This is a genomic window from Paenibacillus sp. FSL L8-0340 (assembly GCF_038593145.1).
Classification (GTDB): Bacteria; Bacillota; Bacilli; order Paenibacillales; family Paenibacillaceae; genus Paenibacillus_AQ.
Window position 1 is genome coordinate 5,580,232 of sequence record NZ_CP151967.1, and the last position, 26,816, is coordinate 5,607,047.

27 protein-coding genes, 1 tRNA gene and 2 pseudogenes are annotated in these 26,816 nt (G+C 44.2%); 7 read left to right on the forward strand and 23 right to left on the reverse strand.

Annotated features, from left to right (window positions below; translation table 11 throughout):
• The first annotated feature begins 43 nt into the window (after positions 1–43).
• Positions 44–985 carry a DUF1861 family protein gene (locus tag NST07_RS25455; protein ID WP_341095279.1) on the forward strand — a complete coding sequence of 314 codons (942 nt, stop codon included), beginning with the start codon at positions 44–46 and terminating at the stop codon, positions 983–985.
• Positions 986–1,292: 307 nt separating this feature from the next.
• On the forward strand, positions 1,293–2,372 hold the full coding sequence (locus tag NST07_RS25460) for a GntR family transcriptional regulator (RefSeq protein ID WP_341095280.1): 1,080 nt from the start codon (positions 1,293–1,295) through the stop codon (positions 2,370–2,372).
• 369 nt (positions 2,373–2,741) lie between these two features.
• Here the strand turns inward: NST07_RS25460 and NST07_RS25465 are convergent, their stop codons facing one another.
• The 13 genes from NST07_RS25465 to NST07_RS25525 all read right to left on the reverse strand — a co-directional run bounded on the left by NST07_RS25465 (position 2,742) and on the right by NST07_RS25525 (position 15,201).
• Positions 2,742–3,173 carry a hypothetical protein gene (locus NST07_RS25465; RefSeq protein WP_342480370.1) on the reverse strand — a complete coding sequence of 144 codons (432 nt, stop codon included), beginning with the start codon at positions 3,171–3,173 and terminating at the stop codon, positions 2,742–2,744.
• Positions 3,173–4,039 carry a DUF4367 domain-containing protein gene (locus tag NST07_RS25470; RefSeq protein WP_342480371.1) on the reverse strand — a complete coding sequence of 289 codons (867 nt, stop codon included), beginning with the start codon at positions 4,037–4,039 and terminating at the stop codon, positions 3,173–3,175. The genes NST07_RS25465 and NST07_RS25470 overlap by 1 nt, the downstream gene beginning before the upstream one ends.
• Positions 4,040–4,106: 67 nt before the next feature.
• A complete protein-coding gene (locus NST07_RS25475) occupies positions 4,107–4,658 on the reverse strand; it encodes a sigma-70 family RNA polymerase sigma factor (RefSeq protein WP_342480372.1) in 552 nt (183 codons plus the stop codon).
• 331 nt (positions 4,659–4,989) lie between these two features.
• Positions 4,990–7,020: a DUF5050 domain-containing protein gene (locus NST07_RS25480; protein ID WP_342480373.1), complete on the reverse strand. Its 2,031-nt coding sequence runs from the start codon at positions 7,018–7,020 to the stop codon at positions 4,990–4,992.
• The gene (locus NST07_RS25485; protein ID WP_342480374.1) at positions 7,001–8,224 is read right to left on the reverse strand and encodes an ABC transporter permease; all 1,224 of its coding nucleotides are present in this window, start codon (positions 8,222–8,224) and stop codon (positions 7,001–7,003) included. The genes NST07_RS25480 and NST07_RS25485 overlap by 20 nt, the downstream gene beginning before the upstream one ends.
• On the reverse strand, positions 8,218–9,090 hold the full coding sequence (locus NST07_RS25490) for an ABC transporter ATP-binding protein (RefSeq protein ID WP_342480375.1): 873 nt from the start codon (positions 9,088–9,090) through the stop codon (positions 8,218–8,220). The genes NST07_RS25485 and NST07_RS25490 overlap by 7 nt, the downstream gene beginning before the upstream one ends.
• Before the next feature lie 16 nt (positions 9,091–9,106).
• A complete protein-coding gene (locus tag NST07_RS25495; protein WP_342480376.1) occupies positions 9,107–10,351 on the reverse strand; it encodes a transcriptional regulator in 1,245 nt (414 codons plus the stop codon).
• A 5-nt stretch (positions 10,352–10,356) separates the two neighbouring features.
• Positions 10,357–11,445 carry a beta-glucanase/beta-glucan synthetase gene (locus tag NST07_RS25500; RefSeq protein WP_342480377.1) on the reverse strand — a complete coding sequence of 363 codons (1,089 nt, stop codon included), beginning with the start codon at positions 11,443–11,445 and terminating at the stop codon, positions 10,357–10,359.
• A 64-nt stretch (positions 11,446–11,509) separates the two neighbouring features.
• Positions 11,510–12,787, reverse strand: coding sequence for a M56 family metallopeptidase (locus NST07_RS25505; RefSeq protein WP_342480378.1), 1,278 nt, complete (start codon positions 12,785–12,787; stop codon positions 11,510–11,512).
• 2 nt (positions 12,788–12,789) lie between these two features.
• Positions 12,790–13,164 (reverse strand): BlaI/MecI/CopY family transcriptional regulator, encoded by a 375-nt coding sequence (locus NST07_RS25510; RefSeq protein WP_342436640.1) that lies wholly within the window; start codon positions 13,162–13,164, stop codon positions 12,790–12,792.
• A 206-nt stretch (positions 13,165–13,370) separates the two neighbouring features.
• Entirely contained in the window at positions 13,371–13,766 is a 396-nt protein-coding gene (locus NST07_RS25515) for a hypothetical protein (protein WP_342480379.1), read from the reverse strand.
• A gap of 631 nt (positions 13,767–14,397) precedes the next feature.
• Positions 14,398–14,712, reverse strand: coding sequence for a MazG-like family protein (locus NST07_RS25520; protein WP_038595282.1), 315 nt, complete (start codon positions 14,710–14,712; stop codon positions 14,398–14,400).
• A 33-nt stretch (positions 14,713–14,745) separates the two neighbouring features.
• Complete coding sequence (locus tag NST07_RS25525) at positions 14,746–15,201, reverse strand: DMT family transporter (RefSeq protein WP_342480380.1); 456 nt, start codon at positions 15,199–15,201, stop codon at positions 14,746–14,748.
• Positions 15,202–15,315: 114 nt separating this feature from the next.
• On the opposite strand from NST07_RS25525, the gene NST07_RS25530 reads away from it, so the two are divergent.
• On the forward strand, positions 15,316–16,206 hold the full coding sequence (locus NST07_RS25530; protein WP_342480381.1) for a LysR family transcriptional regulator: 891 nt from the start codon (positions 15,316–15,318) through the stop codon (positions 16,204–16,206).
• Between the two features lie 11 nt (positions 16,207–16,217).
• A pseudogene (locus NST07_RS25535) lies at positions 16,218–16,412 on the forward strand (tyrosine-type recombinase/integrase); the annotation flags it as partial.
• 464 nt (positions 16,413–16,876) lie between these two features.
• Here NST07_RS25535 and NST07_RS25540 read toward each other — a convergent pair.
• Together NST07_RS25540 and NST07_RS25545 are read right to left on the reverse strand one after the other, a co-directional pair.
• Positions 16,877–17,797, reverse strand: coding sequence for a restriction endonuclease (locus tag NST07_RS25540; protein WP_342480382.1), 921 nt, complete (start codon positions 17,795–17,797; stop codon positions 16,877–16,879).
• Between the two features lie 329 nt (positions 17,798–18,126).
• Positions 18,127–18,429 carry a hypothetical protein gene (locus NST07_RS25545; RefSeq protein ID WP_342480383.1) on the reverse strand — a complete coding sequence of 101 codons (303 nt, stop codon included), beginning with the start codon at positions 18,427–18,429 and terminating at the stop codon, positions 18,127–18,129.
• A 417-nt stretch (positions 18,430–18,846) separates the two neighbouring features.
• Between NST07_RS25545 and NST07_RS25550 the strand changes: the two genes are divergently transcribed.
• Together NST07_RS25550 and NST07_RS25555 are read left to right on the forward strand one after the other, a co-directional pair.
• Positions 18,847–19,083, forward strand: coding sequence for an NUMOD4 domain-containing protein (locus tag NST07_RS25550; protein ID WP_342480384.1), 237 nt, complete (start codon positions 18,847–18,849; stop codon positions 19,081–19,083).
• 97 nt (positions 19,084–19,180) lie between these two features.
• Positions 19,181–19,846: a hypothetical protein gene (locus NST07_RS25555; RefSeq protein WP_342480385.1), complete on the forward strand. Its 666-nt coding sequence runs from the start codon at positions 19,181–19,183 to the stop codon at positions 19,844–19,846.
• A gap of 16 nt (positions 19,847–19,862) precedes the next feature.
• Here NST07_RS25555 and NST07_RS25560 read toward each other — a convergent pair.
• Positions 19,863–20,054: pseudogene (locus NST07_RS25560) on the reverse strand (ATP-dependent DNA ligase); the annotation flags it as partial.
• A 215-nt stretch (positions 20,055–20,269) separates the two neighbouring features.
• On the opposite strand from NST07_RS25560, the gene NST07_RS25565 reads away from it, so the two are divergent.
• Complete coding sequence (locus NST07_RS25565) at positions 20,270–21,010, forward strand: Shedu anti-phage system protein SduA domain-containing protein (RefSeq protein ID WP_342480386.1); 741 nt, start codon at positions 20,270–20,272, stop codon at positions 21,008–21,010.
• A 383-nt stretch (positions 21,011–21,393) separates the two neighbouring features.
• Here NST07_RS25565 and NST07_RS25570 read toward each other — a convergent pair whose 3' ends face one another.
• The 7 genes from NST07_RS25570 to NST07_RS25600 all read right to left on the reverse strand — a co-directional run bounded on the left by NST07_RS25570 (position 21,394) and on the right by NST07_RS25600 (position 26,797).
• Positions 21,394–21,750 carry a hypothetical protein gene (locus NST07_RS25570; RefSeq protein WP_342480387.1) on the reverse strand — a complete coding sequence of 119 codons (357 nt, stop codon included), beginning with the start codon at positions 21,748–21,750 and terminating at the stop codon, positions 21,394–21,396.
• A 100-nt stretch (positions 21,751–21,850) separates the two neighbouring features.
• Entirely contained in the window at positions 21,851–22,168 is a 318-nt protein-coding gene (locus NST07_RS25575; RefSeq protein WP_342480388.1) for a hypothetical protein, read from the reverse strand.
• An 814-nt stretch (positions 22,169–22,982) separates the two neighbouring features.
• The gene (locus NST07_RS25580) at positions 22,983–24,098 is read right to left on the reverse strand and encodes a tyrosine-type recombinase/integrase (RefSeq protein ID WP_342480389.1); all 1,116 of its coding nucleotides are present in this window, start codon (positions 24,096–24,098) and stop codon (positions 22,983–22,985) included.
• A gap of 86 nt (positions 24,099–24,184) precedes the next feature.
• Entirely contained in the window at positions 24,185–24,739 is a 555-nt protein-coding gene (locus tag NST07_RS25585; protein WP_342480390.1) for a site-specific integrase, read from the reverse strand.
• 495 nt (positions 24,740–25,234) lie between these two features.
• Positions 25,235–25,320: transfer RNA gene (locus tag NST07_RS25590), tRNA-Leu, on the reverse strand.
• A gap of 671 nt (positions 25,321–25,991) precedes the next feature.
• Complete coding sequence (locus NST07_RS25595) at positions 25,992–26,177, reverse strand: hypothetical protein (RefSeq protein ID WP_342480391.1); 186 nt, start codon at positions 26,175–26,177, stop codon at positions 25,992–25,994.
• A complete protein-coding gene (locus NST07_RS25600; RefSeq protein WP_342480392.1) occupies positions 26,177–26,797 on the reverse strand; it encodes an N-acetylmuramoyl-L-alanine amidase in 621 nt (206 codons plus the stop codon). The genes NST07_RS25595 and NST07_RS25600 overlap by 1 nt, the downstream gene beginning before the upstream one ends.
• Between the last annotated feature and the right edge of the window lie 19 nt (positions 26,798–26,816).

Below are 26,816 nucleotides of genomic sequence, written 5' to 3' on the forward strand. Positions count from 1 at the left end.
TAGGATAGAATTGTTATTGAAGCCTGAAAGGAGATTGCCACAAATGAACTTATTGCAACTGCGTCAGCAATTTGAAGCAAACAAACGCATTTATGAAAGCGCCAAGCTTGTTTTCCACGGAGTCGAAGACTTCGATGTCTACAACCCTACGATCCCGTTTGAATGGAACGGCAAGCGCTACATTTATGGTCGCCTGGAAAAACGCCATGAGTGGGCAAGGTCTTGGGTCCGCCTGTTCGAGCAGAGTGGTCCGGATGAGTGGACTGCCGTTCCGGACACAATGATTTATCAGCTTGAAGACCCTTACATTAGCATAATCCACAAACAGCTCATATTAGGCGGTACTCATGTCCGTTACAAGCAGGGACAGCTTGATACTTTCTACGGTTACTTCTACAAAGGCCATGATATTCATGATCTCTTCTACTTCACGACCGGTCCGGATTATATGAAAGACATTCGGCTTGTAGAGCTTCAGGATGGCAGGATCGGTGTCTTCTCACGACCACGCGGAGAAGAAGTACGCAAGGAATTCGGAAGTGAATCTTTAGTTGGATTCACAATCATCAACAGCCTCGACGACCTGTCTCCGGAGGTTATTGAGAACGCCCCCAATATCAGAGGCCTGTTCCATGAGGATGAGTGGGGGGGCTGCAACCAGGCCTACTTGCTTGAGAGCGGGAAGATCGGCGTCATTGGCCATATCTGTTATGCTCAAGGAGATACATCGACCTATATGAACATGGCCTTCGTATTGGACCCGCAGACGAATCAGTTCTCAGAGTTGAAAATCATCGGCACGCGTCCTTGTTATCCCGAGGGTCCCGCCAAGAAACCGCATCTAACGGACTGCACATTCACCGCCGGCATCGAAATGCGTCCCGATGGCAAGGTCAATCTGTACAGTGGCATCGGCGATTGCGAAGTTGGTCGTATTGTCATCGACTACCCGTTCGGGAAGGAAGGCACTCTTGTTACTATTTAAATGAAATACTCAAGCGTCGGGCTGCTGGATTTTCCAGCAGCTCTTTTTGTTGTCCGTTGACGGCGTAGCGGACTGCAGTAAAGCTATTATGTTAAGTTAATGAAAGAGCATACTTTATTTGACCCCATAGTAATACAGACCTGCACAAATTTCAAATATTTTATGTTATTAAGCCCCATTATTACTTAATTTTCGAGAATCTCCTGCTTATTTGATAATAATCCATCTAAAACACACTCTAAGTACGTATACTTTTTAAAACGATATACGCTATAATTGAGGAAATGTCGATATGAGGTGAACTTACTTGAGCAAGAAGGATTTGACTCTGACAAAGTACCAGATGGTGAAAGACTATGTCTTATCCCAGATTGAGAATCAGGAATTTACAGAGGAAGACCGGATTCCTAGCGAGTCGGAATTTTCCAAGCTGCTGGATGTCAGCACTATCACTGTGCGCAAAGCTCTGTCAGAGCTGGTGAACGAGGGCGTGATCTACCGTATCAGAGGTAAGGGGAGCTTCGTCGCCAGTCAAGCGGCCGTCCCGGAAAAGACCTCGAATCTGGTGGCTTTCGTCATTTCTGGCGTCGAACTGTACGATAGTTCGTATATGCAGATCATGAGGGGCATCCAGTCCTTTCTGGGCAAACATGGCTGCAAGCTGATCATTGAATTCGTGGAAAATGACTTCGAACAGGAGTGCGAGCTCGTTCTGGGGCTGATTCAAACGGAACTAAGAGGATTACTCATCTATTCCTCTGATCCCGAAGCTGCAAAGGGCTATCTCGGGGAAATTCGAAAAAAAGCGATCCCATTCGTTATGCTTGACCGTTCGCCTTCCGGCTATCCTGTCAACGTCGTCACATGTAATAACCACGACGGTGCTTATGAAGCAGTAGAATACTTGATACAGCAAGGTCATCGACGAATCGGATTTGCGGCTTACGACTATCATCTGAGTCCGGAGATTGACAGATATAACGGTTACCGCAATGCCATGTTGAATGCGTCCATTCCAATCTCCGAGTCTCTCTTGTTCCTGGATAAGGAAATGGACCACTCTGTGCTTGCACACCTGATACAAAGCGGGGAGCTGACTGCACTTTTCTGCGCGAACGATAAGCGGGCCCTTGAGGTCATAGAACGGCTGACCGCAATTGATATCCGTATCCCTGAACAAGTATCCCTAATCGGCTTTGACGATTTCGAGAGCTCCAAGTTCGCTAAAGTCGCCTTGAGCACAGTGAAGCAATATTTTGACGTCCTTGGCTATGAGAGTGCCAAGCTGCTGTTCGAAATTACCGAAGGCTCATCTTACGGCAATAAGAAAGTCATGTTGCCTACAAGTTTGGTTATACGTGAGACAACTAAGCGATTTCAGGGTTAATGCAATACAAATATAGCAGACCGCCATCGATCAGTTGAACGCATGCCGAGGCCAGATGATGGCCGATAAAGCCGATATTTCTGAAAACTGTACGCCTCCTCCCCTTCTACGCTAACCCCCTGAGCAACAGCAACTGTCAAGTCTGATGCTGCCCATCCCCTACTTATTATTAGAGAATCAAGTAGGGGGTGCCCCAAAAAGCCATGAAATGGCTAATTGGGGCACCCCTCGTTTTTTGAGCAGGATCAACGTAAGAAGACATCCCACAAAATCATCTCGTTGGTTTCGTTAATGCCGCCGTTAATCGCTTGGACGATTCTTGGAGCAAGGCGAGAACATAAACCATGACGCCATGCGAAGCACCGCTGATCATTCCACTGTTACAGGAGAAGATACAGATATTTTTGTTTCTGACCCGTTATCTTTTTCTACATAAAATTCAACATAGGCTCTATAAGTTGTACCCGCAGAACCATAGTAGAATGTATCGTAGATGTAACTGATAGCATCATCTTTATAATTATCGCTAATCAAGATTTCCACAGGCAACCAATAACCGTTACTTTTTTTTTGGATCGATAACTCCTTAATCCCTAACTTGTCAACAATACCTGTAGCTCCCACGTAGGATTCAACCCTTAACTTTCCGTTTCCATCCGCAAAAACGTTAATACTTGAGGATCGAATGTATGGACTTGCTCGAAGCACTTGATCATCACCGGCTGCAAAAGCCGTGGAATAAAATGATAACAATAGAATCATAACCATCGACAACGATACATACTTCCGCAACATACTCATCAGTCTTGACCTCCATTTGTAGGTATAGATTCAATCATCTTCTTCATTTCCTCTACGGAAATTCTGCCATTGATATTGATTACTAAATTGGTATTTGCCCAAACAACTTGTGTCTGCTCCAAGTTATGAAAAATGTAATATTTGATGCCATTTTGATCGAAGGTAATTACGGGCGTTTCATCCTTTTCGAAAGAAGTCCCTCCTTCAACTACATATCCTTGTTTATACAACAAATAATCAATAATAAGAATGTCATCCGCTTGTTCAGAGGAATAATACAACATGATTCTAGTATTTGTTGTTCGTTCAAATTTCTCTGCATACTTAAAATGGAAGCCCTCTGGTAACCACTCGGGCAAAAGTGGCCTGGATTCCACATTTTCAAAAGCTTTATCAATGCTCTCGTAGGTTTGATCGTTTGGCGCATTATCGGTTGGCCGCGGCTTTGTTTGTGCCATAAAATCGAAAGTTTCTTCTCCCCAACTGGCAACTATTTTGAAAAAGTTTAACCCGAATGCATTGGCTACAATGGAGGAGAAGCAAAAAAACAATAAGAAAACGGCTGAAACTCTAATTATTAATTTTTTTACAACAGTTCTACGTTTAGTCAATTTCCAGGTCCTGTATTGGTTTTCAATATTCCTCTGCATGGCTTGCGCCTTTTCATCTGAAAGCGGCAATGTGTCTTCCTCAAGTAAATCAAGGGTCTGAACACATTCTTTTAGCAAATCGGTATCCATCGTCTCTGCATCAGCCATCGAAGCCTCATGCAAAATCCGATAGAATTTATCTTTAGCAGCAGCATCACTACTCCTTTCTTGCAGAATTTCCTTAAAGATCCTTTGATCCTCTTTCCGATTATTCATTAGCTATTACTCTCCCCATTATGTACATTACATTCGTCTGTTGAGATCACAATGTATTTCAAAAAAACTACATCTCCTTAAAGTAATCATGTATATTATTTGTTATTTTTTTCTTGACCCGATAGATTCTTGTGGTTACGGCAGTATTGGAAATATGGTATTTATCGACCAATTCTTGTACTGGTAATTGATTTCTAAAATAATCGTTATACAATTGAAATTCACTTTCATTAAGACCACTCAATACTTTTTTACTCAATTCATCTATTTCATATGTCTCTTCCAGGCATGCTGCAAGTTCATCATCATCACTAAAGAATTGCATTCCGTCATCTAAAACGATCTCATGCCGCCTCTTTATGTACATACTGCGATAGCTATTTCTGACCAAGTTCCTCGCGGTAACATAGAGCCATCCTTCAACATTAGGATGGTTTTGCAATCTCTCAATTTGCTTCCGGGCTTCAAGGAACGTATTTTGGGTGCATTCTTCTACAATGTCACTCAGTTGTACTTGCCCTTTGGTTAAGCGAGTGCAATAGCCATGGATATTTTTGAAATATTTCACACAAAGTTCTTCGTAAAAATCATCCTGCTGCTTACCTTTTCTTCCCCACAATTGCTGCTCTCTCCCTTCATACCCTTATCGGAAGAACCAAAGGAGGATTACTGACAAGATGCGTCTCCCAATATTATTGTAAACTATTATATATTTTCCCTTATTATATAATAGTTTACTATAGTCATCCAGAATGTTACAAAAGATACATAGTTAAGAGTCAACATGTGATTCAAGCTAATGAATGTAATGTAGTCGATTACATTGAAGAACCAGGCTAACCCTTTATACTAAAAATCAATCGCAATGGAGAACCGTAGCCCATTGCGATTGATCTATTTTTGTTCCTATAATTTTCGCACTCTTAAGCACATTCAGAGCAAAATGGAAGCTAACTGCCGGTTTCGCTCCGATCCAGACGGTATTGCTTCTGATCCTCCTTATTCACGTAGAAGATCGATTGCCCCTCGCAATAGAAGCTCAGTACAGGCATATCTGTTAGCTTGTGGAGGTCAGAATCTCGCAAATCCAGGGCATAAAGCTTTTGCTGGTCCTTCCGATTTAAAAAAAGCAGCTCGGTATCGGTCAAAACAAAGGCCTGTGTAATAAGGTCGGGGACTACCGTCTCGGAATCCGTCTTCGTGTCATGCTGGACCACCTGGGATTTTCCATCGACATAATAAATCGTGCGGCCGTCAAATGCTATACTTCTCATGACCGGAGCCCGAAGCACAACCTGCATATCCCCGGTCAGCCGATTGACTCGCCGAATTTCATCTTGGCCGATGAAGTACAAACTATGCTCATCCAGAAAGAAAGCACTCATGCTCATAAAAAAATTCACATCTTGAGCATTCGCCTTCGCCAGACCCAATAGAGGACTTTTGTTCATACTCAGCTTCTTTTCGAAGACAACTCGTTCACGAAAAGTCGTTGTATCCACCTCAATCATGGACAATCGATTCACATTCTCCCTGAACCCTGCTTTGTCCGAATCATATTTTATGTAGTAGACATGTGTGCCTTTTCCAAATAACGCATTCTCCACTCGGGTTAAGGAGGGCATCGGGTTGCGGATAAAGTTGTGCTTTTCACCAGTTTGTTTATCCTCAAAAACAATGCGAATATTCTTCAGATCTGTTTCGTCTATGAAAAAGCGATAATGCTCGTTTTCATAGGATTGCTTGGAGGAATAATTAAAGATAACCCTTGTTTCCGTATTGTCACGAGAGGAACAGCCGGCGATCGCGGACAATGCCATACATAAAGTGAGCATCAAGCTGACCGCTCTTATTCCCCGCTTTCGCTTCCCTGTGCTCCACATATTAGTACGCCGGTTCAAAATCACAACTAGTACACCGAGGCAGAGAATGAGCGTGACCGCAAATACGACGCTCCACACAGCAAGAGAGACTTCCCGAAAGACCACATCCAACTGATTATTCAGTGGATTACGCTCGTACTCTGTGCCACGCAGATAACCGGTGGATACCAGAAACCCCAGGGGCCCTGGCAAAAAGTATTTCGTCGATTCCAGACTTAGTCCATAGTAGGGAAGCAGAATCACCGCCGTACAGGAAAACAAGGCAACCGCATATTTTTTCAGGCACACTGAAACCAACAAAATCAGCGCGGCAAAACACAAGCTGCCGAACAGCTTGCCCGCCGTTACCCACATAAAAGCTTCAAACAGGGTGCAATCCCGGGTGGACGTCGCGAAGTAAGACAGGCTTTGCAGTGGGTAACCTCCGTTCTCCAGACCGTATTGAAACTGGTAGAAGATATACCGCAAGCCTGTGGACAGCAGGCAAAGCACAGCAACCGTTGATAACGCTAGTCCAATCTTGCAGACCGCATGGTACCGGGTCCCCTTGCGAACCGTAAGGAGGAGTGCATCCATCCGGCTCTCATATTCGAAGCAAAACACCGGTGTTACCAGAAGTAACAACAGTAGTACCCACAATAAATCCAGGCTGTCATGGGCGAGCAGTCCGTTCCAGCCATTCGTGTATAGAAAATAACGATTGGCCGGATGCTCACGGACATAGGTATATTGGTCATAGATCAGCTGAAAGCCCTTCTCGTTTTGCAGGAGCGCCTCCAGCGGGCCGGACGTGGACAGAAACGCTGCTTTCCCCATTTTCCCGTCGTAATAATCATCGGTCGCTTTTTGCAGAGCGACCTTGGCGTCGGATATCCGGGCGGCCTCCTCCATAAAGAAATGTTCGGTTGCCTCTGTGTACGGTCCTTGCACTTGCTTCAGATAGGGCGAATAGAGCGAAGCGTTCATCTCCATGTCCGGGCTCTCGGGCTTATCCAGAACCAGCATAACCGCCGCACTCAAGACAAAATACAAAATGATAAACAACAAGCCTTTCTGCAGGAGGAACATTTTTTTCATCTCATACATCCAAGTTGACACGATTTCCATCCCCCTTGCGCAGTGCATTCTTTCTCATGAAAATTGCCAGGCCGCAAAGAAAGACAATCCCCAAGCTGGCTGCAATCAAGAGGGCGGCGATATAGCTTGGCAGCGGGTAGCCCAATAAAGATACAAATTCGGCTCTCCGGAACAGCTCGCGATTCACAACCAGCACAAACGGATTGATAATTTTGAGCAGAATACGCCCGGAGCCTGCGAAGGCTTCTTGCTGGTACATGCAACCGAAGGAAATAAGCAAGCTGAGAATAAAAGGGAGCAACGCGTTACGAAACAAAGAAGAGATCAACAGAAACAACAGTCCAAGTACAAGCATGCCCGCCGTTTTCACCAGTGCAGATAACAAGGCGTATTGACCCAGGTTCATATTCAGCCCAGCGTGGATGAAATCCTCCAGAGCATACAATGGAGAAAAGGCTGCGTCCCACGAGTCAAAGAGGAGGGAAAAGGCGAAAAAATCAACCAGCCAAAACCAAAACGAGACACTGCATACAAACAGAGCCGAGGCCAATAGTTTAGCCCAAGCGGTTTTAACGCCTCCTGCTTTAGTGGTCAATAGCAACGTGTCCATCTCTGTTTCCTTCTCGGACAAAAATACGTTCAAGAGACCGTAGAGACAGATTAGCAATACCAGCAGCGCAGAGAAGTCGTACTGGACATAGTAGTTGTACATCTCCGTATAGGCGAAGCTGGTGATCGACCGTCCTTGAAACAGTTCCGCAATGGCTGCATTCTTCCGAGAATCATAACGATTGCCCAATGCTTCATAAAACGTTATGTTGTTCTTGGCGCTGGTCACTACACTCTCGGCATATGCCTTGTAATCGTAGTCATATTTCATCGGATTCACAAAACAATAACGAAAAAAGTTCCAATCGGTATAGACATTGCTCAAACGTGTACCCGGAGGGCGATAGGTTGTGCTTGTCGTCAGCTCGGCGGTCTGGTTCGCCAGTGGCTGGTAAATAGCCATCAGCCTCCTGATCTTCTCATCGGTAATCGTTCCGCCGAAGTCGTGAAACTGCTCTGTATACAACGCCCCCCATCCCGGGTTCTCAAGCAGCGAATTACTCTCGTGCACACTATAAATTTTCCCGACATTCAACACTGTAAATAAAAGCAGCGCGGCGATAAGCGACCCTTTGCGAAAATGCTTGCGCCATTCATAGCCGATTAACGTTAACATTGCTCGCCCTCACCGAAATAATACAGGAAGACATCCTCCAGATTGGCCTGCACATTCACGGCGCGGATATCCGGTTTTTCATCGTTTATGACCCGTAAATGAATCTCTTCCTGCTCCCGCAGCATATTGCTGATTTTGAGCCGGTGCAGTTTCTCGTCCAGTGTGTCCTCCGACGCGGTTACCTTCCACACCTTTCCAGCCAGCCCGTCCACAAGCGCATGCGGCGTATCTTGCTTTAAAAGCCGCCCGTCCTTCAGCAAAATGACCTGGTTAGCGATGAATTCGATATCGGAAACGATGTGGGTGGCCAGCAGGACAATCCGTTTCTCCGAGAATTTGGTGATCAGATTGCGGAAACGGATGCGTTCCTGGGGATCGAGTCCTGCGGTCGGCTCATCAAGAATCAGAATAGCGGGATCATTGAGCATCGCTTGGGCAATGCCGACGCGCTGGCGCATCCCGCCGGATAAAGCACCGATTTTTTTACTGGCGGCACCGGTTAAGTTGACAATCTCCAGCAGTTCTTTTGCCCGTTTCTCTCCTTGCTGTTTGGGGATCTCCTTCAGGACGGACATGTATTTCAGGAATTCCAACACTTCGAAATTTTTGTAAAATTGCGGAAACTGCGGCAAATAGCCGATTTGGGACAGGAAGTTCACACCGAGGCTTCGCGCATCTACATCATTGATCAGGATCTGACCTTTATCACTTTTCAAAATGCCGACAAAAATATTGATCAGCGTCGTCTTTCCCGCCCCGTTGGTCCCGAGCAGTCCATAAATCCCGTTATCCATCTCTGCCGAAAAGTCCTGTAAGGCAAACTTCCCCTTATATTGCTTGGAAATCCCTTTAAATGTGACCTTCACAGGCTGATCACTCCTTTTAAAACCGCTTGGCCACGATTTTCGGTTTGATATCGAGCTGCCGCGCCCCCAGCAATACAATATAGGTCCTCTCATCATCGAAGACTTTAACAATCGGGTCGTTGGCCATATAACGTGCCTCTCCGCCGCTTGATAGGTGTTGCTCCGCTTGCAGCTTGCCGGTGCTGGTATCGTACACCCGAATTTTCCAACCGGTTTTGCCCTTTTCCGCAAGAGTGGTGGCAAAATAACGCCCCTTGTCTGACCCTGTTACAAATCCGCTCTCCCCTTTTTCGGTCAGTCTGAGAAAATTCTTTTTGCTCCCGGGAGTGCCCATGACAAGCAATCTTCCGGAGGGAATTGTAAAATCCTCTGCGAGAAGCAGCCGCTGGTCATATGCCGTCAATTCCTTGCAGGTGTAGTTGTCAAAGGTCAGATTTGCCAGGCCACTGCCATTCAGACTCACCGTTCCGCATGAATCGAAGGAAGTCTTGCCGGGTGCCACAGGGATTTCTAGACTCTGCGCCTTAAAAGCCAAACTCTTGTCCTTATTGGTAAAACCAATTTGTTCAAAAGTAACGATACCTGAACGTTTTGCGATATCCTTTGCTTGCAAATCAATGACAGTTGTTTTTTTCTTGGTATTGAAGTTATACAAATAAAGTCCGTTATTTGTAGCGTAGGCGGCTTGTGTTCCATCAGAAGAAATTGCAATGGCCTTCAGAAATGAAATATGCTCATTCTTTTTAAGCAAAGGACTAAAGTCAAACGTTGTTAGTTGCTTAAGCATCTGGTCATAAAACACAGCGCTGAACGCGACTTCGCCACCCGTTGTTAACCCTCCGCCGCTATTATTGCCGGTAGTGATTTTCACACCGACTGCTACATATCCACGTTTGGTTGTCCACATCAATTGCTGATCGAAATCCATTCCAGCAGTCTCAGCTATTGCTCGTCCAGTTTGCAGGTCAACCAGTACCAATTGATCTGCCGATAGAAAGGCCTTATTCTCATCCGCGTAGTAGATGTTTCGGATATCCCCCTTTATTTGTCCGAATGACAAAGAGACAGGAGCCTGCACGGAGGATGAGCTCGATAAAGGCTGCTCCCCTGCTTTCCCCACACTATGGGTCGAGGCAACGAAGGTTGCATGATTGGAGCTGACGGTTTGACCCGTGATTATTTTGCCAGGTTCGGTACGGATGCATCCTGTTATCACAAATACGAGCAATAGCAGAAGAGCACCGATTTGTTTTGATTTCATTCCCATCACTCCTTTCCTTTGTAGAGCAGTACGGATGCTGTTTTATCCAAAATGATCACATCATCAGGAAAATCATTCGCGTTAAGGGGCGCGGAAACGACATAGAACGTATTGAAATCCTCCAGTTTCTCCACTTCAATGTCGGCTTCAATCACCGATACATTGCCTTTGGTCAGCTTCGTCTCAAAAGAAACCTTCTTGGCACTAATGGCTTGGTGGTTGATATAGAATGTACTTCGATATTGTACACCGGGATGACCGAATAACTTGAAGGTTACATGTACTTTATCTTTTCCTTCGATTGAATAATTGTCCATACGCACGTCACCATCTATTTGAAGCTCGTTATAGACTTTTTTATCCAATGCATTGAGGTCTACCTTTTCGAATCCGCTGGCCTTTTCCAGTAATTCCCGGGTAATGGGCTCCGTGGTCTGACGAACGTCACTTAACACTTCTTGTTTCATGATGGAGGGGTCATCCAGTGGCTTGGGATCCGTATTAAAACTAATGATTCCATCCAATTGCAATGTTGTTTGGTAACCTCCGTAAGAAGAAGTTTCTTTCATATCTGGAGTGAAGCCAGGATTATATACACTGATGATATTGATTGAAAGCTGATCCCCTTTTTTTCCCGTGATTGGGGTGAATACAAAAGTAAATGGAGTATAGTTTTCATCATCATCCGGCACCTCAAAAATGTGCATATACTCATACGGAGTCTCTGTTGAATTAAACTTGTAAGGCTGCGGCTGTCCATTGATAAAAATGAGAAATCCAACATTATTGGCTTTTCCAGAGGCGGCCACCTGATAATCAATTTTCATTTCCCCGCCATTGTACGCCATAGGAGCCCTCTGTCCTCTTTGATCCAGCTTTGGATTAGCAAACCTATGACTCATCCTGCCTAAAATCACTTGATTCTCTCCGTCTGTCTCAAATGGATTTTTGGAGGGAGCACTTGCCTTTTGAGGCTCAGCACTAGGAGAGAGACTTGAATTCAAGGTTTGCGTCTTATCCGCAGAGCACCCAATAAGAACTAATGAAATGATAAGCATTAATAAAACAAGTCTACATCCCTTTCGTATATTCACATTTTCATCTCCTTTGTGTAATGTGGACTGCTGCTGCATCGGGTTTCAAAGTAAACATATAATTTCACTTTTTGCTTTCCCTGAGTTCGGGTAACATAGACTGCGTTGTCGACTCAATAAATGACGAAGGCTTGGAATTGGGTTTAACATCCTCCCCGACACCCTCTCTTAAAACAGCTCCTGTCTCTTCTTTTTTCAACTCATTCACTGGGCGATCCTCTTTGATTGGAGACGAGGAAGGCACAGGCGATGTTACGGGAGATGCTACGGGTGAGGGAAGTGCTGAACCTTCAGGATCTTTCCCTTCCTGGTTGGATACAATCTCATTTGCTGCGGCTTGTATTGACGACACTGGCAACGCTGTTTCAGGCTGTGCTGAATTCAGTTGCAAAACTACGCCTGTTCCAACGGCTGCTAAAGAAATTACGATGAGAAGGGAAAACCCCCATTTCTTGCCGCGGGTATCCATAATGGAATACACTCTTTTCTTTAAACTCAGTTTATTGTCAGAAAAGCTGGTGGAGAACGCGCTGCGTCCTATCGATTGATTCCTCACAACATTAATAATAGCCTCTACATATTGCTGCCGGTTGTTCATATCGGAGTGCATGACGACTGCTTCATCACAGGAAAGCTCACATTGAATAGCGATTTCCCGTGCCATCCGGTAGACGAACGGGTTAAACCAATGCAACGCAGCAGCTGTAAAAACGAGCAGCTTATAGCCTAAATCCTTGCGTTTGAGGTGAATGAGCTCATGCTTCAGGATGAACCGCAAGGCTTGAATCGAGAGACGATTCGAAGGAAGCAAAATAACAGGATGAACTAACCCCACCAGCATTGGACTCGAAACAGCGGGACAAATCTGCAAATCTACATGCCGGGTGACATTCAGTTCAGCTTTTAACTGCTGCAACAATCGCAATGCCTGTCTGTCGTTGGAATTTTCATTCCAGCGTTTTATCAAACGCAACAGACGTCTGTGCCGGAACATATGCCAGGCGGTGAATAGGACAACTCCTGTTATCCAAACGCCAACAGCTACACTGAGCCAAGGGAATGCTGTTGCGGTAATTCCGGGAAATGCTGCTGCTGTTAGCGGATTAAAGTTGGAAGGATCAGTACTGCCCAGAGTAGAGAATAACGTATCCACAGAAATAATTGAGACGGGAAGATGGAAACGAAACGGAACAATAAAGCCGATAACAATGACCAGCCAGGCGTAATACCTTCCTTTTGCTGTAAAACGATTTTGCAAAAGAGGCGTAACCGCCATATAGATAATCCCAATAACCGTCATAGAGACCGAACATTCGAGCAGAGTGATGAGAAAGCTATGCATTGTCACTCCCTCCTTTCCTTCGCCCACTTCAGCAGCTCATCCAGTTCCTTGTCACTCGGACGCTTCTCGTTATAAAGTGTGTTCACGAAGCTTAAAAATGAATCATCATGATATTGCTTCAAGAAATGCTCCGTCTCCAAAGCGAGATACACATCCTTATCGACCAAAGGGTAGTACGTGCGTTCTTTGCCTTCCTTCTCCGTACGTAAAAATCCTCGTTCCACCAGCCGCAGCATAAGGGAGATCACTGTTGGAGCTTTCCACTCGCGCTCTTTACCAAGCTGTTCCATTATCGTCGCTGTCGTAATAGGTGGTTCATTGGCCCAGGCCACCCGCATAATTTCAAACTCGGCCTCTGGAAGTTTCTTCATTTTCATGTAGCCTGCTCCTTTTTTGGCAATTGTCTTTTTTCAATATTTTACAATCGTCAAAAATAGATGTCAATGAGTTTTTTACAATCGTCAAATATAAGTTCAAATTGATATGTACTACATAGAAAAAAAGTTTATGCCCATGCAGATAGAGCGCATCTCCTCCGTTTTATTCTGCATGGCATAAACTTATTTCAAATAACAATCAATGATCAGAGATGTGTATATGTGAAAACAGCATCCGCACTATATGTGTTGCCGCCTTGCACCCCGTGTGTCCCATAAACAACATATACGTTCGACCCTAACGGTGACAAATATCCATTGTAGCTGGTCGCGCCTCTTGAACTATTGATCTGCGACTTCGTAATAACTGTAGTGCCGTTTACATTTTGTGCAGAGCCGGCGATTGTCAGGTAGGCTTTGTCACTGTTATAACTTACCGAAGTCGAATAATTTGCAGTGGAACCCGAAGCCGACAATGTACCAGTCAGAGTACCATAGCCGGTTACAGGTTTGGTGTCCGTATTTGCAAACGCAGTTACTGCAACCGCCAAAGATGCCACAATAACAGAAGTACTAGCAATTAATTTTTTGCCGAATTTCATAGAAATTCCTCCTTAGAATTGTTTTATTATTACTCTGAACTCTGATCCGCAACGTATAAGCTAATCCTTTTGAGGTCCTCTTGATTGTCGATTACTGGAAATTTTTCTCAATGAGGCGGCGACGGTATTCATCCTGTACTTCCTGTTTCCACTAATCATCTCCTTTACATTGCAGATTACTATGAAAAGCTGGAGGATAAATAAATATGTAGAATCTATAGCTTTTCGCAGTTTCTCAAAAGCGGCCTCATATATACCATTACATTGATAATAGGAAATCACACTAAATCCCAAAATTTTTTCAGAGAGAACATTTCGTTGAATTCAGTCAAAAATTATGCGAGCCGGCAGGGAGAATTGTCGGATGTGAGCTCAGAGATAACATCGACTGTGATAGGAGAAAGCGGTAAAGTGCGGGAAACTCGCGTTGGGCAGTGAGATTAAACGAGCCGATGTTATACGTTGATTTTGTTTACAAGTGACGCCATAAAAAAATCCTCATTTGAGCTATCTGTTTTGTGAAGAACAGATAGCTCAAATGAGGACCTCTAGCATGGAATCCTGTGCGCCTGTCGCAGCCCGTTTGAAGCACACAGAATTCGCTATTATTCTGGTTTGCGGAAATACCCGCTTATGAATACCTTTGGGCTAGCTTTTTCTTATGGGAGTGGAATATTTCCTCTAATGAAATATCATACTTGTTTGCGATAACAATAAGATTTCCAAGCACATCCCCAAGTTCTTCCGTTAATTGACTTTTATTTTCTTCAAATGATCCTCTGCTCTCATCAGGCCGATCTCTGCCGATTTCCAGTGCCCGGATAGCTCTTGCAACCTCACCCGTTTCTTCGGCTAAAAAGCCAATACGAATGAATATATCCAAATCCGACCAGCCTCTGTCTTGATAATACTGTTTTACCCACTCTTGAAAATCAGTAATGTCCAATGATGACCCTCCAAAATGTAAAATACAATTCATTCAATGCTTTTGTATGATGTACACTCCCAACACAAGTAAAACTACACCCACAATTCTATAAGGGTTGATTAGGTGAACATCATTTCCTAAAAGACCGAAATGGTCAAATAAAATGGCAAGAATGATTTGACCACAGATTATCAGGCTGAACATATTGGCAAATCCGATTTTAGGAGAAGCGAATATGGTTGTGAAAATATAAAACGCACCAAATAGACCACCTGCTAACATCCACCAACGGACACCCTTAATCGTATTTTCACCCGACATTGTATAGGTACCGTTTGCTAAAATATAGCAAAATACAAGAGCAAGACCCAATGCCCCTACAGCAAAACTAATGAAAGAGGAGAGAATTGGACTTCCGACTTTTGAGCGAAGCTGTCCATTTATTCCAACTTGTAAGGTTAGAGAAATCCCCGATAAAAATGAAAGCAGATAATACAGTAGTGACATATTTGTCGCCTCCCTTGCGGATAAGTCATTGACTAATTCTTTCAGCTCATTATATTGAATAAATAGATATAAGTGAAATACGATTTTCGGATAGGAGGTATACTGAATTCTTATATGTCTATTAATTTAGAGCTTTATAAAATTTTTTATACGACTGCAAAATTGGGAAGTATCTCTAAAGCTGCGAAGGAGTTATTTAGCTCTCAGCCCGCAATAAGTCAATCCATAAAGCAATTAGAGGAAAAACTTGGGGGGCGGTTATTTTATAGAAATGCAAAAGGTGTTTCACTGACCGTTGAGGGAGAAATTATGTTTCAATACATCGAGCAGGGTTACGGTCTGATGCTGACAGCCGAGCGGAAGTTTTCTGAACTGAAGCAGATGCAGGCGGGACAATTACGGATATCAGTATGCAGTGCGGTATGCAAATACGATTTATTACAATATATCAGCCAATATAATCGTGAATACCCAAGTATCAAAATGTATATAAAAGATGATTCGAGTCATGAAATAGCGAGGCTATTAAACGTAGGCGAAATTGATATCGGTATTTTGAATCTCTACAATACGGATGAAAGCAATCTTGATATTATCAAAACCTTACAAATGAAGGACTGTTTCGTTGTAGGCGAAAAGTATAAACATCTTTGTGAGGAATCTTTATCCATTCAAAAGCTTACAGAAAACTACCCTATTATCCTCCTTCAACAGGGTGGGAGTACACGAGAATATATTGATGAATATTTTCGTTCTCACGGAGTCGCTGTAGACCCACAAATCGAACTTAGCAACATGGATTTGATGGTAGAATTCGCCATTAAGGGATTAGGGATTGCTTGCACTATGAAGGATTATGTTCAAAAAGAATTGAAAAGCAAACTGTTATATGAGTTAGTAATTGCGGAAAAGATACCCTCAAGAAGTCTGGGAATAGCTACAAAAAAAGGAATGCCTCTGTCAACAGCTACACAAAAATTTATTAATATTTTTGATACACAGTAGTAAAATATGGCCTACGTCGAATTCGATTCCACGACCTGCGTCATAGTTGTGCAAGCCTCTTACTCGCCAATGGAGTCGGCATGAAAGAAATTCAGGAATGGCTGGGACACAGCAACTATTCTACAACAGAGGACATTTATTCTCACTTGGAATACAACTACAAAGTATCTTCAGCATCAGCGATGAGCAATGTTCTGGTCCTTTAATAAAAAAGATCGCATTGCCCTCAATATTCCATGAGAGTCATGCGATCTTCCCCTCGTTCTCTCCTTCGGAAAAAGGAGAGAACTGCAGGAGAGAACTCGATAAAAAGTTCTCTCCTAATCTGTTTCAAAACCAAGGTTTTCGGAAAAACACCTTATAAATCAAGGATGCCGAGGACAGGGGTCGAACCCGTACGGTACTCACGTACCGCAGGATTTATACGCCACCATCCAGCATAAACCCTTGATACATAAGGCTTCCTGGTCTTTTCACAACCTATACCGTTCTGCTAGACACACAGTATTTTGGGTAGTAACGGTGATTTAATCACGTTTACACACCCTCGAATCCTGTGCGGCGAATAATTTGATATTATCACGTGCTTACTCAGCATACAAGCTCATTTCATGTTATCTCTCATTAAACTCAGCAGATGCTTAAGCGGTTAACGTTATGCCAAGCTGCCTCACTCCCCGTACTGTCTCCTTTTCAAATCAATTACTCTATCCAATCTGTCTATCCAGTCACTACCAAGATGTGCATTCAAGAGAATATTAATATCCTCATAAGTCCATACTTGAATCCGTTTATCGAACTCCCTTATACTTCTACTTACATAACCAGTACAAAAAATCACTCCACGATTCACTTTATCTTCCAATATCGTGTCACGGAATGCTCTAATGGTTTCTAGCTTTAATTTGGTTGTTTTGTATAACTTACATTCCACATACACATATTCTCTGCCATCAGTCCGATCAATACTAGCAATAACATCCTTGCCGCCATCATGCGTAGCACTCTTCCATTCTGTGTCGTATCCCATCCTTTCATAAAGATATTCGACGAGCCATTCAAATTCAACAGACTTCAAGCTAAGAAGAGTATCTAATTTGTTTTCAAAATGAATGAATTTGGAGAATATAATTTGGACGCATTGGTCTATACCAGTTATCCTATCATCAGGCAAATTAGGTTGAGAAGACACATAGCTTTCAAGTGCTTTAACAGCACTATAAGGACTAATTGGAAGTAGTTCCAGAACCCATGTTAAACCCTCCCAAGCATCTTTTCCATAAGCTAGCCTTTTATATCTTTCGTTATGCGACATTTTTTCTGCCATTATATTAAGCGTTTCATCTTCAGATTCACATAGTAATTGATATTGGTTATAATCCGATACGTCTAATCTTCGTGTGACAGGCTGCAAGAGACATCTTAATAAATCTTTCACATCCCGAGTAGACTGACTTTCAATGTTCGAGATATAATCATCCACCCAATCACCATAAGGAATCCTTAGAGATGGATATACTTCCTCATTATTGTTAAGCACAAGATCATACCATTCATCAAATGTGTTGTAATTGGCCGTGTTATATGACATTCCATCATCTCCTAATTTCTTATTAAGTAAGTTACACTATCATCATTCCCAAGAGCCTGACACTAATACCCAAGATTAGTAGGGTTATATTGTGATATCTAAAATAGTTCAATTACAAGGTATCATTATGAAATGATAAGATAGCGCCTCCTAAATACTCGACTACCGCTCACTATGGGGATGAAATATTCCATCGTATCGTCGCCCATGATAAGGATGATGCCGTCTTCGTCTGGGGTTGACCGGAGCGTTACGTTGGTGATGCACTCGTTTTCGTTATTGAACGAGTAGGATACGTCCGTCTCGCTGTAGGCTAGAGGCAGCGTCAATCAAAACTTCGGGTTCGTACGGTGCGCGAGCGGTTTATCCTTCGTTCTATACCCGTGTTTATCATCCTCTGCATAGAAGATGTGTGAATATTTTTCTTTGAACTCTTTTACAGTCAGCCCTAGTTGTGCCGCTCCGTGGGTAAAAACCTCCATCCAATTTACGTATTCATCATTATCTACTTTAATAATCTCACAAAGCACCCTACTCTTCACACTACCATACGGAAAATCTTCTCTACCACAGTCGCATTCTCCAGTACTCATATAGTCTTTGCAATTGACTCCAACTTTTAAGGTTTTCAAACCACTCAACTCCTCTAGTCATTATTTTATCACTTAGCAATATAGAAAGTAGAAATTATACGTCCTATATTGTCGTAGCGACCGCATAACACCTCTTTCTGACGGAAGCTAGGAGATGATCCTTTTCCATACGCACACAAAACGCCGTCTCCCGCAGGAGATGGCGCTATTTTGTCGAAATACTACGGGAGATATCACAAAAGGACTACGCATATGAGCCGATATATGAAGCCGTTAACCTCTAACGTGTAATTTTATACCGCGCAAATAGAGCGCCTGCCGATCATTGTGTTCATCGGAAATGAACTTAAGGGCAGCGGAGTTATCGAAGATATTACGGAGGTATCCGTTAAGATACGCGGATCGCACTATATTCGCGTTAGATGTACGTTTAAATACGCGAGCTAGGAGGTTTACATGGAAGAAGAACGTAAGGATGTCGAAGGGTACGAGGAGATTTACGAAATTACACGGTCGGGCCGCATCATATCGATAAAAACCGGTAAAGCGCGCCATCGAAACGGTGATGCGTACGGATACGCTAACGTCCACTTACATAAGAACGGCGACCGCGAGCTCGCTAAAACGTTCGAACTATGGAAACACGCCGCCTTCCCGGAAGCGAGTCAAGCGGAGTATAAAGGACGCAAATAACACTCGGACGTGTTTTTTTAAATTTTCAGCATCAGGTAAATCCCGGGCCACGTGCGGAAATTCATAATGTATTTACTAAATAATACTGAGAGGAGAAATGAAAGTGTTTTATGTTTCGACTGAATACGGTAGTCAGCAAATAGTTGAGTACGACATTACCTGCCCCCATTGTTTGAAGCCTATGCCTCACGCTGATCAAACGATTATTCACGCTCATATTGCCCAAGAAAGCGAGCAACTCGAATTAATTTATCACTGCCCTCGGAGCGTTTGTGATAAGACGCATATTGCTATTTTCGAATGGGAAGACAAGATCGGTTACTTGTTCTCTCACACGACTCCAGCACAAAATATACGTGTTGAGTTTGATCGAGAGATCCAAGAAATTTCAAGCGAGTTTTCAAACATATTTAACCAAGCAGTGATATCCGAGCAGTTAGGGCTCAACCACATTTGTGGTATGGGATATCGAAAATCACTTGAATTTTTGATAAAGGATTATGCAGCGTTTAAGAACCCAAGCGTTGCCGAAATAATTAGGGAGCATAAATCGCAACTTGGACAGGTAATCCAATCCTACATTCAACATGAGGCCATTAAAGAGACCGCTAAGAGAGCCGCATGGCTTGGTAATGATGAAACGCACTATACCAGGAAATGGATCGACAAGGACATAAACGATCTAAAAGCTTTAATCAACCTTACTGTACAGTGGATCAAGCTCGATTTAATGACTTTACGGTATACCTCAGAAATGCGTTAAGCTACATCACGTAATATCACATGATAAACTCCGTAAACACTGGACTCCGCAGCATCCCCGCGCGAGTCCAATTTCGTATTTTCACGCGTGCTCTGATACGCGGCTCAACGTATACAAAATCGTGGTCCTCGCCGGTAATCAGCGCCTTACTCACGCCATAAAACGCCTTCTTATGCGTAGGTGACACGCCGAACTCGATAACGCCGGCCCTCATTCCGCAGACTGCACAAGCCCATGACTGTCACTGTTTTATTGAACTTCCGTGTCCTGTAAGATAAACATGGGAATAGCAGGAATATTAGTCATCCTTCATGTTAAAATATACTAAGAACTAGTTACATAGAAAGGAAAATCCCTTTGAAATTATATAATAGAGATTATAATGTATTAACAACTACTGAACTAATAGCATATTCACAAATTTTGGAGAAAGAAAAGGAAGGTATGATCGGGACTTTAAAAACTAAAAATCTGTTTAGAGAATATCCAAAGGCAGTGAGACATAATAAAAGCTTATTTCCGAATAATTACTTAGATTTCGTAGAGCTGGATAATCGAGAAGAAATTGAATCAACTGTGGAACAGTTCTTAACGAAACTTAATGACAAATCTATTAAAAATGAAATCGACGTTTTAAAATTCATTAATAAAGATACAAGAGCATTCTACCTAATAGGATCAATATTCAACTATTATGACTTCGGACACCATGATGCTTATGTATTCCCTGAATTCCAGCTTAGCGAGATGTATAAAGTGGATTATTTATTGATTGGAAAAAATTCTGACGGGTACTCTTTCATATTCGTGGAATTAGAACATCCCGTTAAAGATATTACTTTAAAAAGCGGAGAGCTTGGGAATGCTTTTAGGAAAGGTATAAATCAACTAAAAGACTGGCAGACTTTGTTGATTACTAATTTTGCTGGGGTCACCAATACATTGAAGAAGTATAAACACCCTGACGTGCAGTTACCTGACGAGTTTTATACCTTAGACCCTACTCGCTTTCATTATACGGTCGTAGCTGGACGTAGAGATGACTTAGCTGATAAGACACGTAAGATTAGACGAGAACACCAGATCCAACAAGGAATCAAACTTCTACACTATGATAATATATGTGACAATACACTAGCCCTACTCAATCAAAGAAATTACTGAATACTGCTTATATATTATTCACTCTACAACAAAAGCGCCAGGAAACAACTCTCCGTTTCCTGGCGCTTTCTGTTGTGTCTTACGTGGAATAGGCGTACAATAGCGTTGAATAAGTACAGCGGAGTGATAACCATTATCTTGGCGGATGGCCGGTTATTTTAGCTCCGCTTTTTTCTGTCTATCACTAATACCAATGAAGCAAACGAGATCATTAACGTCAAAGCCTCGTTTAGAGTCAACATGTTCCTCACCTCCTTTAAGTATTCACGAACATTCCTTGTTAGCTGAATTATCTTGTCTATTTTCATGTGGTCTATCGAAAAGCAATAGACAGCATTAATCTCAACTCGCCCCTCCTTCGTCCTCAAAATAGCGATCCAACACTACGCGGATAATATGCAGTTTTTAGCGTGAGCCACTTGTATCAATACCTCCCGCCAGTCAAGTAAAGAGCTTAGTTTTTCAGATATTTGTTCAATCTCTTCATTGTATAATTTCTTGTTTGTTAAGTAATCATAGCTCATATCTGCTAACGTATCGTCCATCACCTGAATATTCCAGATAACCACCTTCCAAGTTTTTCCTGATATTGTTGGAGGCACAGACCTAAGTGCAAGAAACCGAAGGTAGTATGGAATTGTTACTTCCGCGATCGCTGCTTTTTTACTAATAATCTCGAATTCCTCATCGCTTAATCGTATAGGAACCATGTTATTCCTTTTTCGATTCTCACTCCCCATCCCACCGTCTCCCTTCCTCATAATTTATCCCACACCAATATGATACAACGAAAATAAGAAACTACAAACTTTTATGGGTTTGGCTATCCGCCTAGAGAAATCATCCCGCAAGTTCCTCCGCAGTCCTCCCGCCATTTACCGCCGCTGACTCCGCCCGTTCCTTCCTCTTAATCTCCGCCTGCAGTCTCGGAATGATTTCGTAGAGGCGTGCGTTCTCTTCCTCAGCGTTAATCGCCCGCTCAATAGCGATCAGCCAACCGGTGCGTGCTTCGACGATAAACGTCGCGTCCGCTGGAGAAGGCGCATCCCCGCATACTTGATCGTACGATTCGGCGTGGCTCCGAAGTCCATTACGATGCTTCCATCGTCTGCGTAAAATGCTCCGCAGTCTTCTTCGTTTGCTACGTTTAAGTGCCAACCGCCATCAGTCGCTGCGCTGCAGATCGCTAGGTCCGCGTGTAAATCAAGTTGTGTTTCTGTAGTCATCCGTCTGACACCTCCGATTATAGTCTGATAGATTGCGGATCGTAAAACGCCAAATTCGGCGATTCCGCATTTTTGGACGAGAAATAACAATATGCAAAATGAAGTTGTATGATAACTTATGAAAACCTATTTTAGCTATTTGATGAAAAATGTATTACGTTTGATAAACTATGATAAACTGTGATACACACTGTAAATGGCCTGCTTTTATATCAATCTCCCGTTTTCTACTTATTCCTCCGCCATTCTTACGTTTTCATTTTTTGCCAATTCTGGCCGACACTCCGCACACCACTCGTAGCCGAGCACTACCGGATTGAACCCACCTAGCGCAACCCTCAGCGTCCAGCCACGCAGCGACCTCCGGATTCTTACGCGATTCTACGATGAACCGCTCGTAATCCGCGCCAAGTTTACGTATTGTTATTTCGGACCTCCGTTTCCTCGCATACAATAATATAAAGATCACGCGATATAACACACATTTGCGCATTATTTGCGCGCTGTTCCGTTGTTGTGATCGATAATATCGTTAACCGTCTTCACTTACACTGCCTCCTACTATATAAAAATTGATTCCGCCGACGATCTGATATTAAATACGTCACTTTACGTTTTAATACTGGACGTACGCTACCTTCTCTACACGTTTCGCAGTCGCAGAGCGCATAACCGTACATGTACGCACATAAACGAAGAGAAAGCCGGTCGGCCTGCGAAGGCTTTCCGGCTTGATTGCGTTGTTTCTAGTTTAGCGTATAATGCGGATTCAGCACGTCATTCATCGGTGAGAATGAGAGGTGCTGCTCTTTTAGCGACCGGTCTGATGGCGTTGTGTAACGCATAGTGGAGCGTGGGTCCGTACGCCCTAAGATAGCGGAGAGGTGGCGCATCGACCCTCCGTTCTCCATAAACATCGTGGCTGACGTGTGACGAAATAGATGCAAGAATAAATTCGCATCAATACCCGCGCTTCGTGCGTGTTTCTTGATACGATCCCTAAGTCGATCGTCGCGCAAACGCCTGCCTTGTTTTGTTAAAAATATGTACTCTGATTCAAACTCTCCGTTCATATTGATAAGGATTTTTAAAAGCCGCAATGTACTATTTGATACAGGAACAGACCGCCCTTTACGCGTCGTAACAATGTCAGCGTCAAAGTGGAGCATCCCAAGCTTAAAATCAATGCTTGTTTCTATGAGTGATAGTATTTCACCGACCCTAGCAAAACTATCAATAAGAACGTTTATCGCCACGAAATCCCTAAAATCTGGATAAGAGTCAGTAACTATGGCGTCAAGCAATTGCTGTAGTTCTTCTACCGTGAGTATCCTAATCATATTCTCTGGCTCTCGAACCTTCCCTATTCTCGCAGCCGGATTACGAGGAATAATCCCCTCCTCATGAAGAAATCGGAACATCGCTTTGATTAACTTCATTTTTGTATTGACGGTAACGGGACTTAATCCTAATGTCATGTTATCCTGGCTTTTGTGCGGGTGCTCATTCCATTTGAGCTGCCCGTAAAGCATCCAGCCCATATATGAGCGTAGCAACTCCGGAGTAACTGACGAGAACACCTTCTCTATCCCGCATTTGTCCAGATACCTGCAGAAATATCGATAATACTCCTCGTATGATTCCAGCGTTCGGGGTGCCCGGCCCTCGGAGAGCTTAGCGTTTATAAAAATTCGAAATAAATCATCCAGTTGCTTATCCGCCGCCCTCGTACTCCTTGTTAATTTGTACTTTTCTACCGCTGAGCTATTGACCATTTTAGACAACCTTTCCATGTATGTATTAGGCCAAAATTGATTATATAACGATAAAAGCAACATTAATAGACATGCACTTTTATTCATTAGTGAACACCGTATAACGCAGAAAAAGCACCCGATCCACAATGGACCGAGCGCTTTTTTCTCATTTCTTAATATTCGTATTCCGTTTAGTTGTCGCCGTAAGCTTTCATTAACGAACTCGCCTTCGCGTGCTCTACCTTCAAGTCTTCATTAGCCAGCGCGATATACCTTCGCGTCATTTCCATACCACCATGACCCAGCGTCTTTTGCAGCACGAATGCGTTCGCTCCATTGCGAATATACTCGAGAGTGAACACGTGCCTGAGATCGTACGGCCGTATATGTACGCCGAGTTGATTACTATACGTCTCCAGCCGATCGCCCCACGTATGGCGGTTCATCTGCCGGCCTTCATACGTACAGAAGATCGGCGTGTCCGGTCCCCATTCGTCGGGCCTTGCGAGTAGCAGCTTACGGAGGGCGCGTACGGTCATGTCCGATATTGGAAGCGTCCGGCTTTTGCGTGCCTTCGCAATCTTAGCGGGTATGTATATTTCAGCCGCTCTTTCCTTAAAATCTTCCGGCAGTAAACGGAAAGCTTCCGACGGTCTGATGCCGCAATCCAGCGTCATAAGGATGAGACAATAATCACGCAGTCCTGTGTACTTGTCTTGATCCGGCAGCTTTAAAAGCTCGCGCAATATCTTTTCGTCAATGCTTACAACGCGCGGTTCAGCCTTCTGCTTCTTAATGTTCGCGATCGGATTCGCGCCGATAATTCCACGCTCTACACACCAGCCGAAGAACGTCCGCAGATAGATCAGGCGGTTGTTATACGTAGACGGCGCGATGTCCTCTGCTAAGTACTCGAACGATGCCTCCGCTAACCTGTCCGATGTTGATCATGCGTTAGGGTAACGCTTCATAAACCGGCTCACGTGCTGCGTATAGTCGCGCTGGGTCTGCTCCGCCAAGCCTTCCGCGCGTTTGTATTCGAGGAACCGTCCTAACGCTGATTCCCACGAATGATCCGCCTTAACCGCCATAATTCTCGCCAAAACAAAAACGCCTCCATTCGTAATGAACGGAAAGCGCCCGAGTCCTGTGCGTCAGCTAAACGTGATTGCGCAAGTACACAGGATTAGCCTGTACCTGACGTTCATTTAGCGTTGATGCAACCGTGATTTACTGCGTGATGCCGAGGACGGGGGTCGAACCCGTACGGTACTCACGTACCGCAGGATTTTAAGTCCTGTGCGTCTGCCTGTTCCGCCACCCCGGCATGAAATGTGCGTTGTAACGCGATTTCTAACGTTTTGCCTACGCGTTATTTTCGTCCCTACGCATGGGACCCGGACCGACAAACGGAATGCTATACGTTTGTAAGCGCGCTTTATTCGTTTACCGAACGAATTAGAGCATACCACGCTTTTACCCGCTGTGTCAATGCGCAAATATATCCGCTTGAAATAACGCATTCTTGTGCGTTATAATACGAACATATATTCGCACATGAACGGAGGCCATACGCATGTCTACGCCGCAAGTAATCACCGAAGAGGACCACGCGCTCATTCGCCCATACGTAATACTGCCGATGGTCCAAGCGGCATTCGAGCGCGACTCACGTGTTTTTCTCACGCTGCGTACTCCGGACCCATACGTCGATTGGTTGACGCAGGCCGCGAACGGTTGACTCAAGAGGAGCGCATGGTAAAAGCGCAGGCCCATCGGCGCGGCATTAGAATCACGGATAAGCAGCGCATAAACGGGACACTCATCATACGCTATCAATGTCGCGGCCAATGCGGCGGCCTGACGATACCTGACGCGGAGGTCGCGGAAGAAGCAGCGGAGTTAATGCGGCGGCTGCTCACGTTCGAAAACGCGCACCAATAACAAAAAAAAGCGCAGCCCTCACGGAGTCACACCCGTAAGAACTGCGCCTTTTTATTATTCCTTCGTACTATCTGCCGGGAACGTTTTGTAAATACCTACGCCAATAATCGCATACGTTACGATATCAACGGCCGCTTGATATACGCCAGCTTCCGGAGCCACACCGTATTTTACGAGTAGTTGATACGTAAGCCCCGCCACCGCTGCGATAAATACCGGATTTAACATGCGTTTCTTCATTACATAACGCCACCTTTCGTATCTACTTTCGCTGTCTTGCTAACGTTATCCCATGCAATGACCGCGCCAAGTTTCTCGGCCACCTCGCGCAATGGAACGTATACCGCTCCGTCGATGATTACGCCGTCCTTCGCCGCCACTCCGTTAATGACTACGCTCGCTTTGTCTACGTGCAAATCGTCATCCCCCGCGTTTAACTTCGAATCGACCAGCGCTTTAAACTCCGCCCACCCCGTCCACTTTCCGCCATCGTACATTAAGCGCGGACATATCTTGCCGGACCAATCGTAGTGTCGGCGCAGTCTATCTACGCCCCATCCGCGTTCTTTTAGCATCTGCGCTACGAGGGCAACCGCGTTATCGAGCGTCTTCGCGTAATCACCGCTTTCGCATATTTCAACGCCAATCGACGTCCGGTTTCCGCTTCGCGGTCCGCTGCCGTCTCCGCTATGCCACGCGTTTTCGGTCAGCGGTAAACATTCGACCGCCTCCTTTTCGTCGACTGCGATATGAAACGAAGCTTGGCGCGCGTTCGATGGGTTCGTCAGCCATGCGCGTTCACCGGCTGCGGAGGACTTCGGATTGCCCGTATTATGAATCGTAATAGTTGTTGCAGACATGACGAAGCCCGGCCGCCGA

What these genes read in the sequence shown, in the direction of transcription:
- NST07_RS25455 (WP_341095279.1), top strand. Translation starts at nt 44, where the DNA reads ATGAACTTATTGCAACTGCGTCAGCAATTTGAAGCAAACAAACGCATT.
- NST07_RS25465 (WP_342480370.1), bottom strand. Translation starts at nt 3,173, where the DNA reads ATGAGTATGTTGCGGAAGTATGTATCGTTGTCGATGGTTATGATTCTA.
- NST07_RS25470 (WP_342480371.1), bottom strand. Translation starts at nt 4,039, where the DNA reads ATGAATAATCGGAAAGAGGATCAAAGGATCTTTAAGGAAATTCTGCAA.
- NST07_RS25485 (WP_342480374.1), bottom strand. Translation starts at nt 8,224, where the DNA reads ATGTTAACGTTAATCGGCTATGAATGGCGCAAGCATTTTCGCAAAGGG.
- NST07_RS25495 (WP_342480376.1), bottom strand. Translation starts at nt 10,351, where the DNA reads ATGAAATCAAAACAAATCGGTGCTCTTCTGCTATTGCTCGTATTTGTG.
- NST07_RS25505 (WP_342480378.1), bottom strand. Translation starts at nt 12,787, where the DNA reads ATGCATAGCTTTCTCATCACTCTGCTCGAATGTTCGGTCTCTATGACG.
- NST07_RS25510 (WP_342436640.1), bottom strand. Translation starts at nt 13,164, where the DNA reads ATGAAAATGAAGAAACTTCCAGAGGCCGAGTTTGAAATTATGCGGGTG.
- NST07_RS25515 (WP_342480379.1), bottom strand. Translation starts at nt 13,766, where the DNA reads ATGAAATTCGGCAAAAAATTAATTGCTAGTACTTCTGTTATTGTGGCA.
- NST07_RS25525 (WP_342480380.1), bottom strand. Translation starts at nt 15,201, where the DNA reads ATGTCACTACTGTATTATCTGCTTTCATTTTTATCGGGGATTTCTCTA.
- NST07_RS25530 (WP_342480381.1), top strand. Translation starts at nt 15,316, where the DNA reads ATGTCTATTAATTTAGAGCTTTATAAAATTTTTTATACGACTGCAAAA.
- NST07_RS25540 (WP_342480382.1), bottom strand. Translation starts at nt 17,797, where the DNA reads ATGTCATATAACACGGCCAATTACAACACATTTGATGAATGGTATGAT.
- NST07_RS25550 (WP_342480384.1), top strand. Translation starts at nt 18,847, where the DNA reads ATGGAAGAAGAACGTAAGGATGTCGAAGGGTACGAGGAGATTTACGAA.
- NST07_RS25555 (WP_342480385.1), top strand. Translation starts at nt 19,181, where the DNA reads ATGAAAGTGTTTTATGTTTCGACTGAATACGGTAGTCAGCAAATAGTT.
- NST07_RS25570 (WP_342480387.1), bottom strand. Translation starts at nt 21,750, where the DNA reads ATGGGGAGTGAGAATCGAAAAAGGAATAACATGGTTCCTATACGATTA.
- NST07_RS25580 (WP_342480389.1), bottom strand. Translation starts at nt 24,098, where the DNA reads ATGAATAAAAGTGCATGTCTATTAATGTTGCTTTTATCGTTATATAAT.
- NST07_RS25595 (WP_342480391.1), bottom strand. Translation starts at nt 26,177, where the DNA reads ATGAAGAAACGCATGTTAAATCCGGTATTTATCGCAGCGGTGGCGGGG.
- NST07_RS25600 (WP_342480392.1), bottom strand. Translation starts at nt 26,797, where the DNA reads ATGTCTGCAACAACTATTACGATTCATAATACGGGCAATCCGAAGTCC.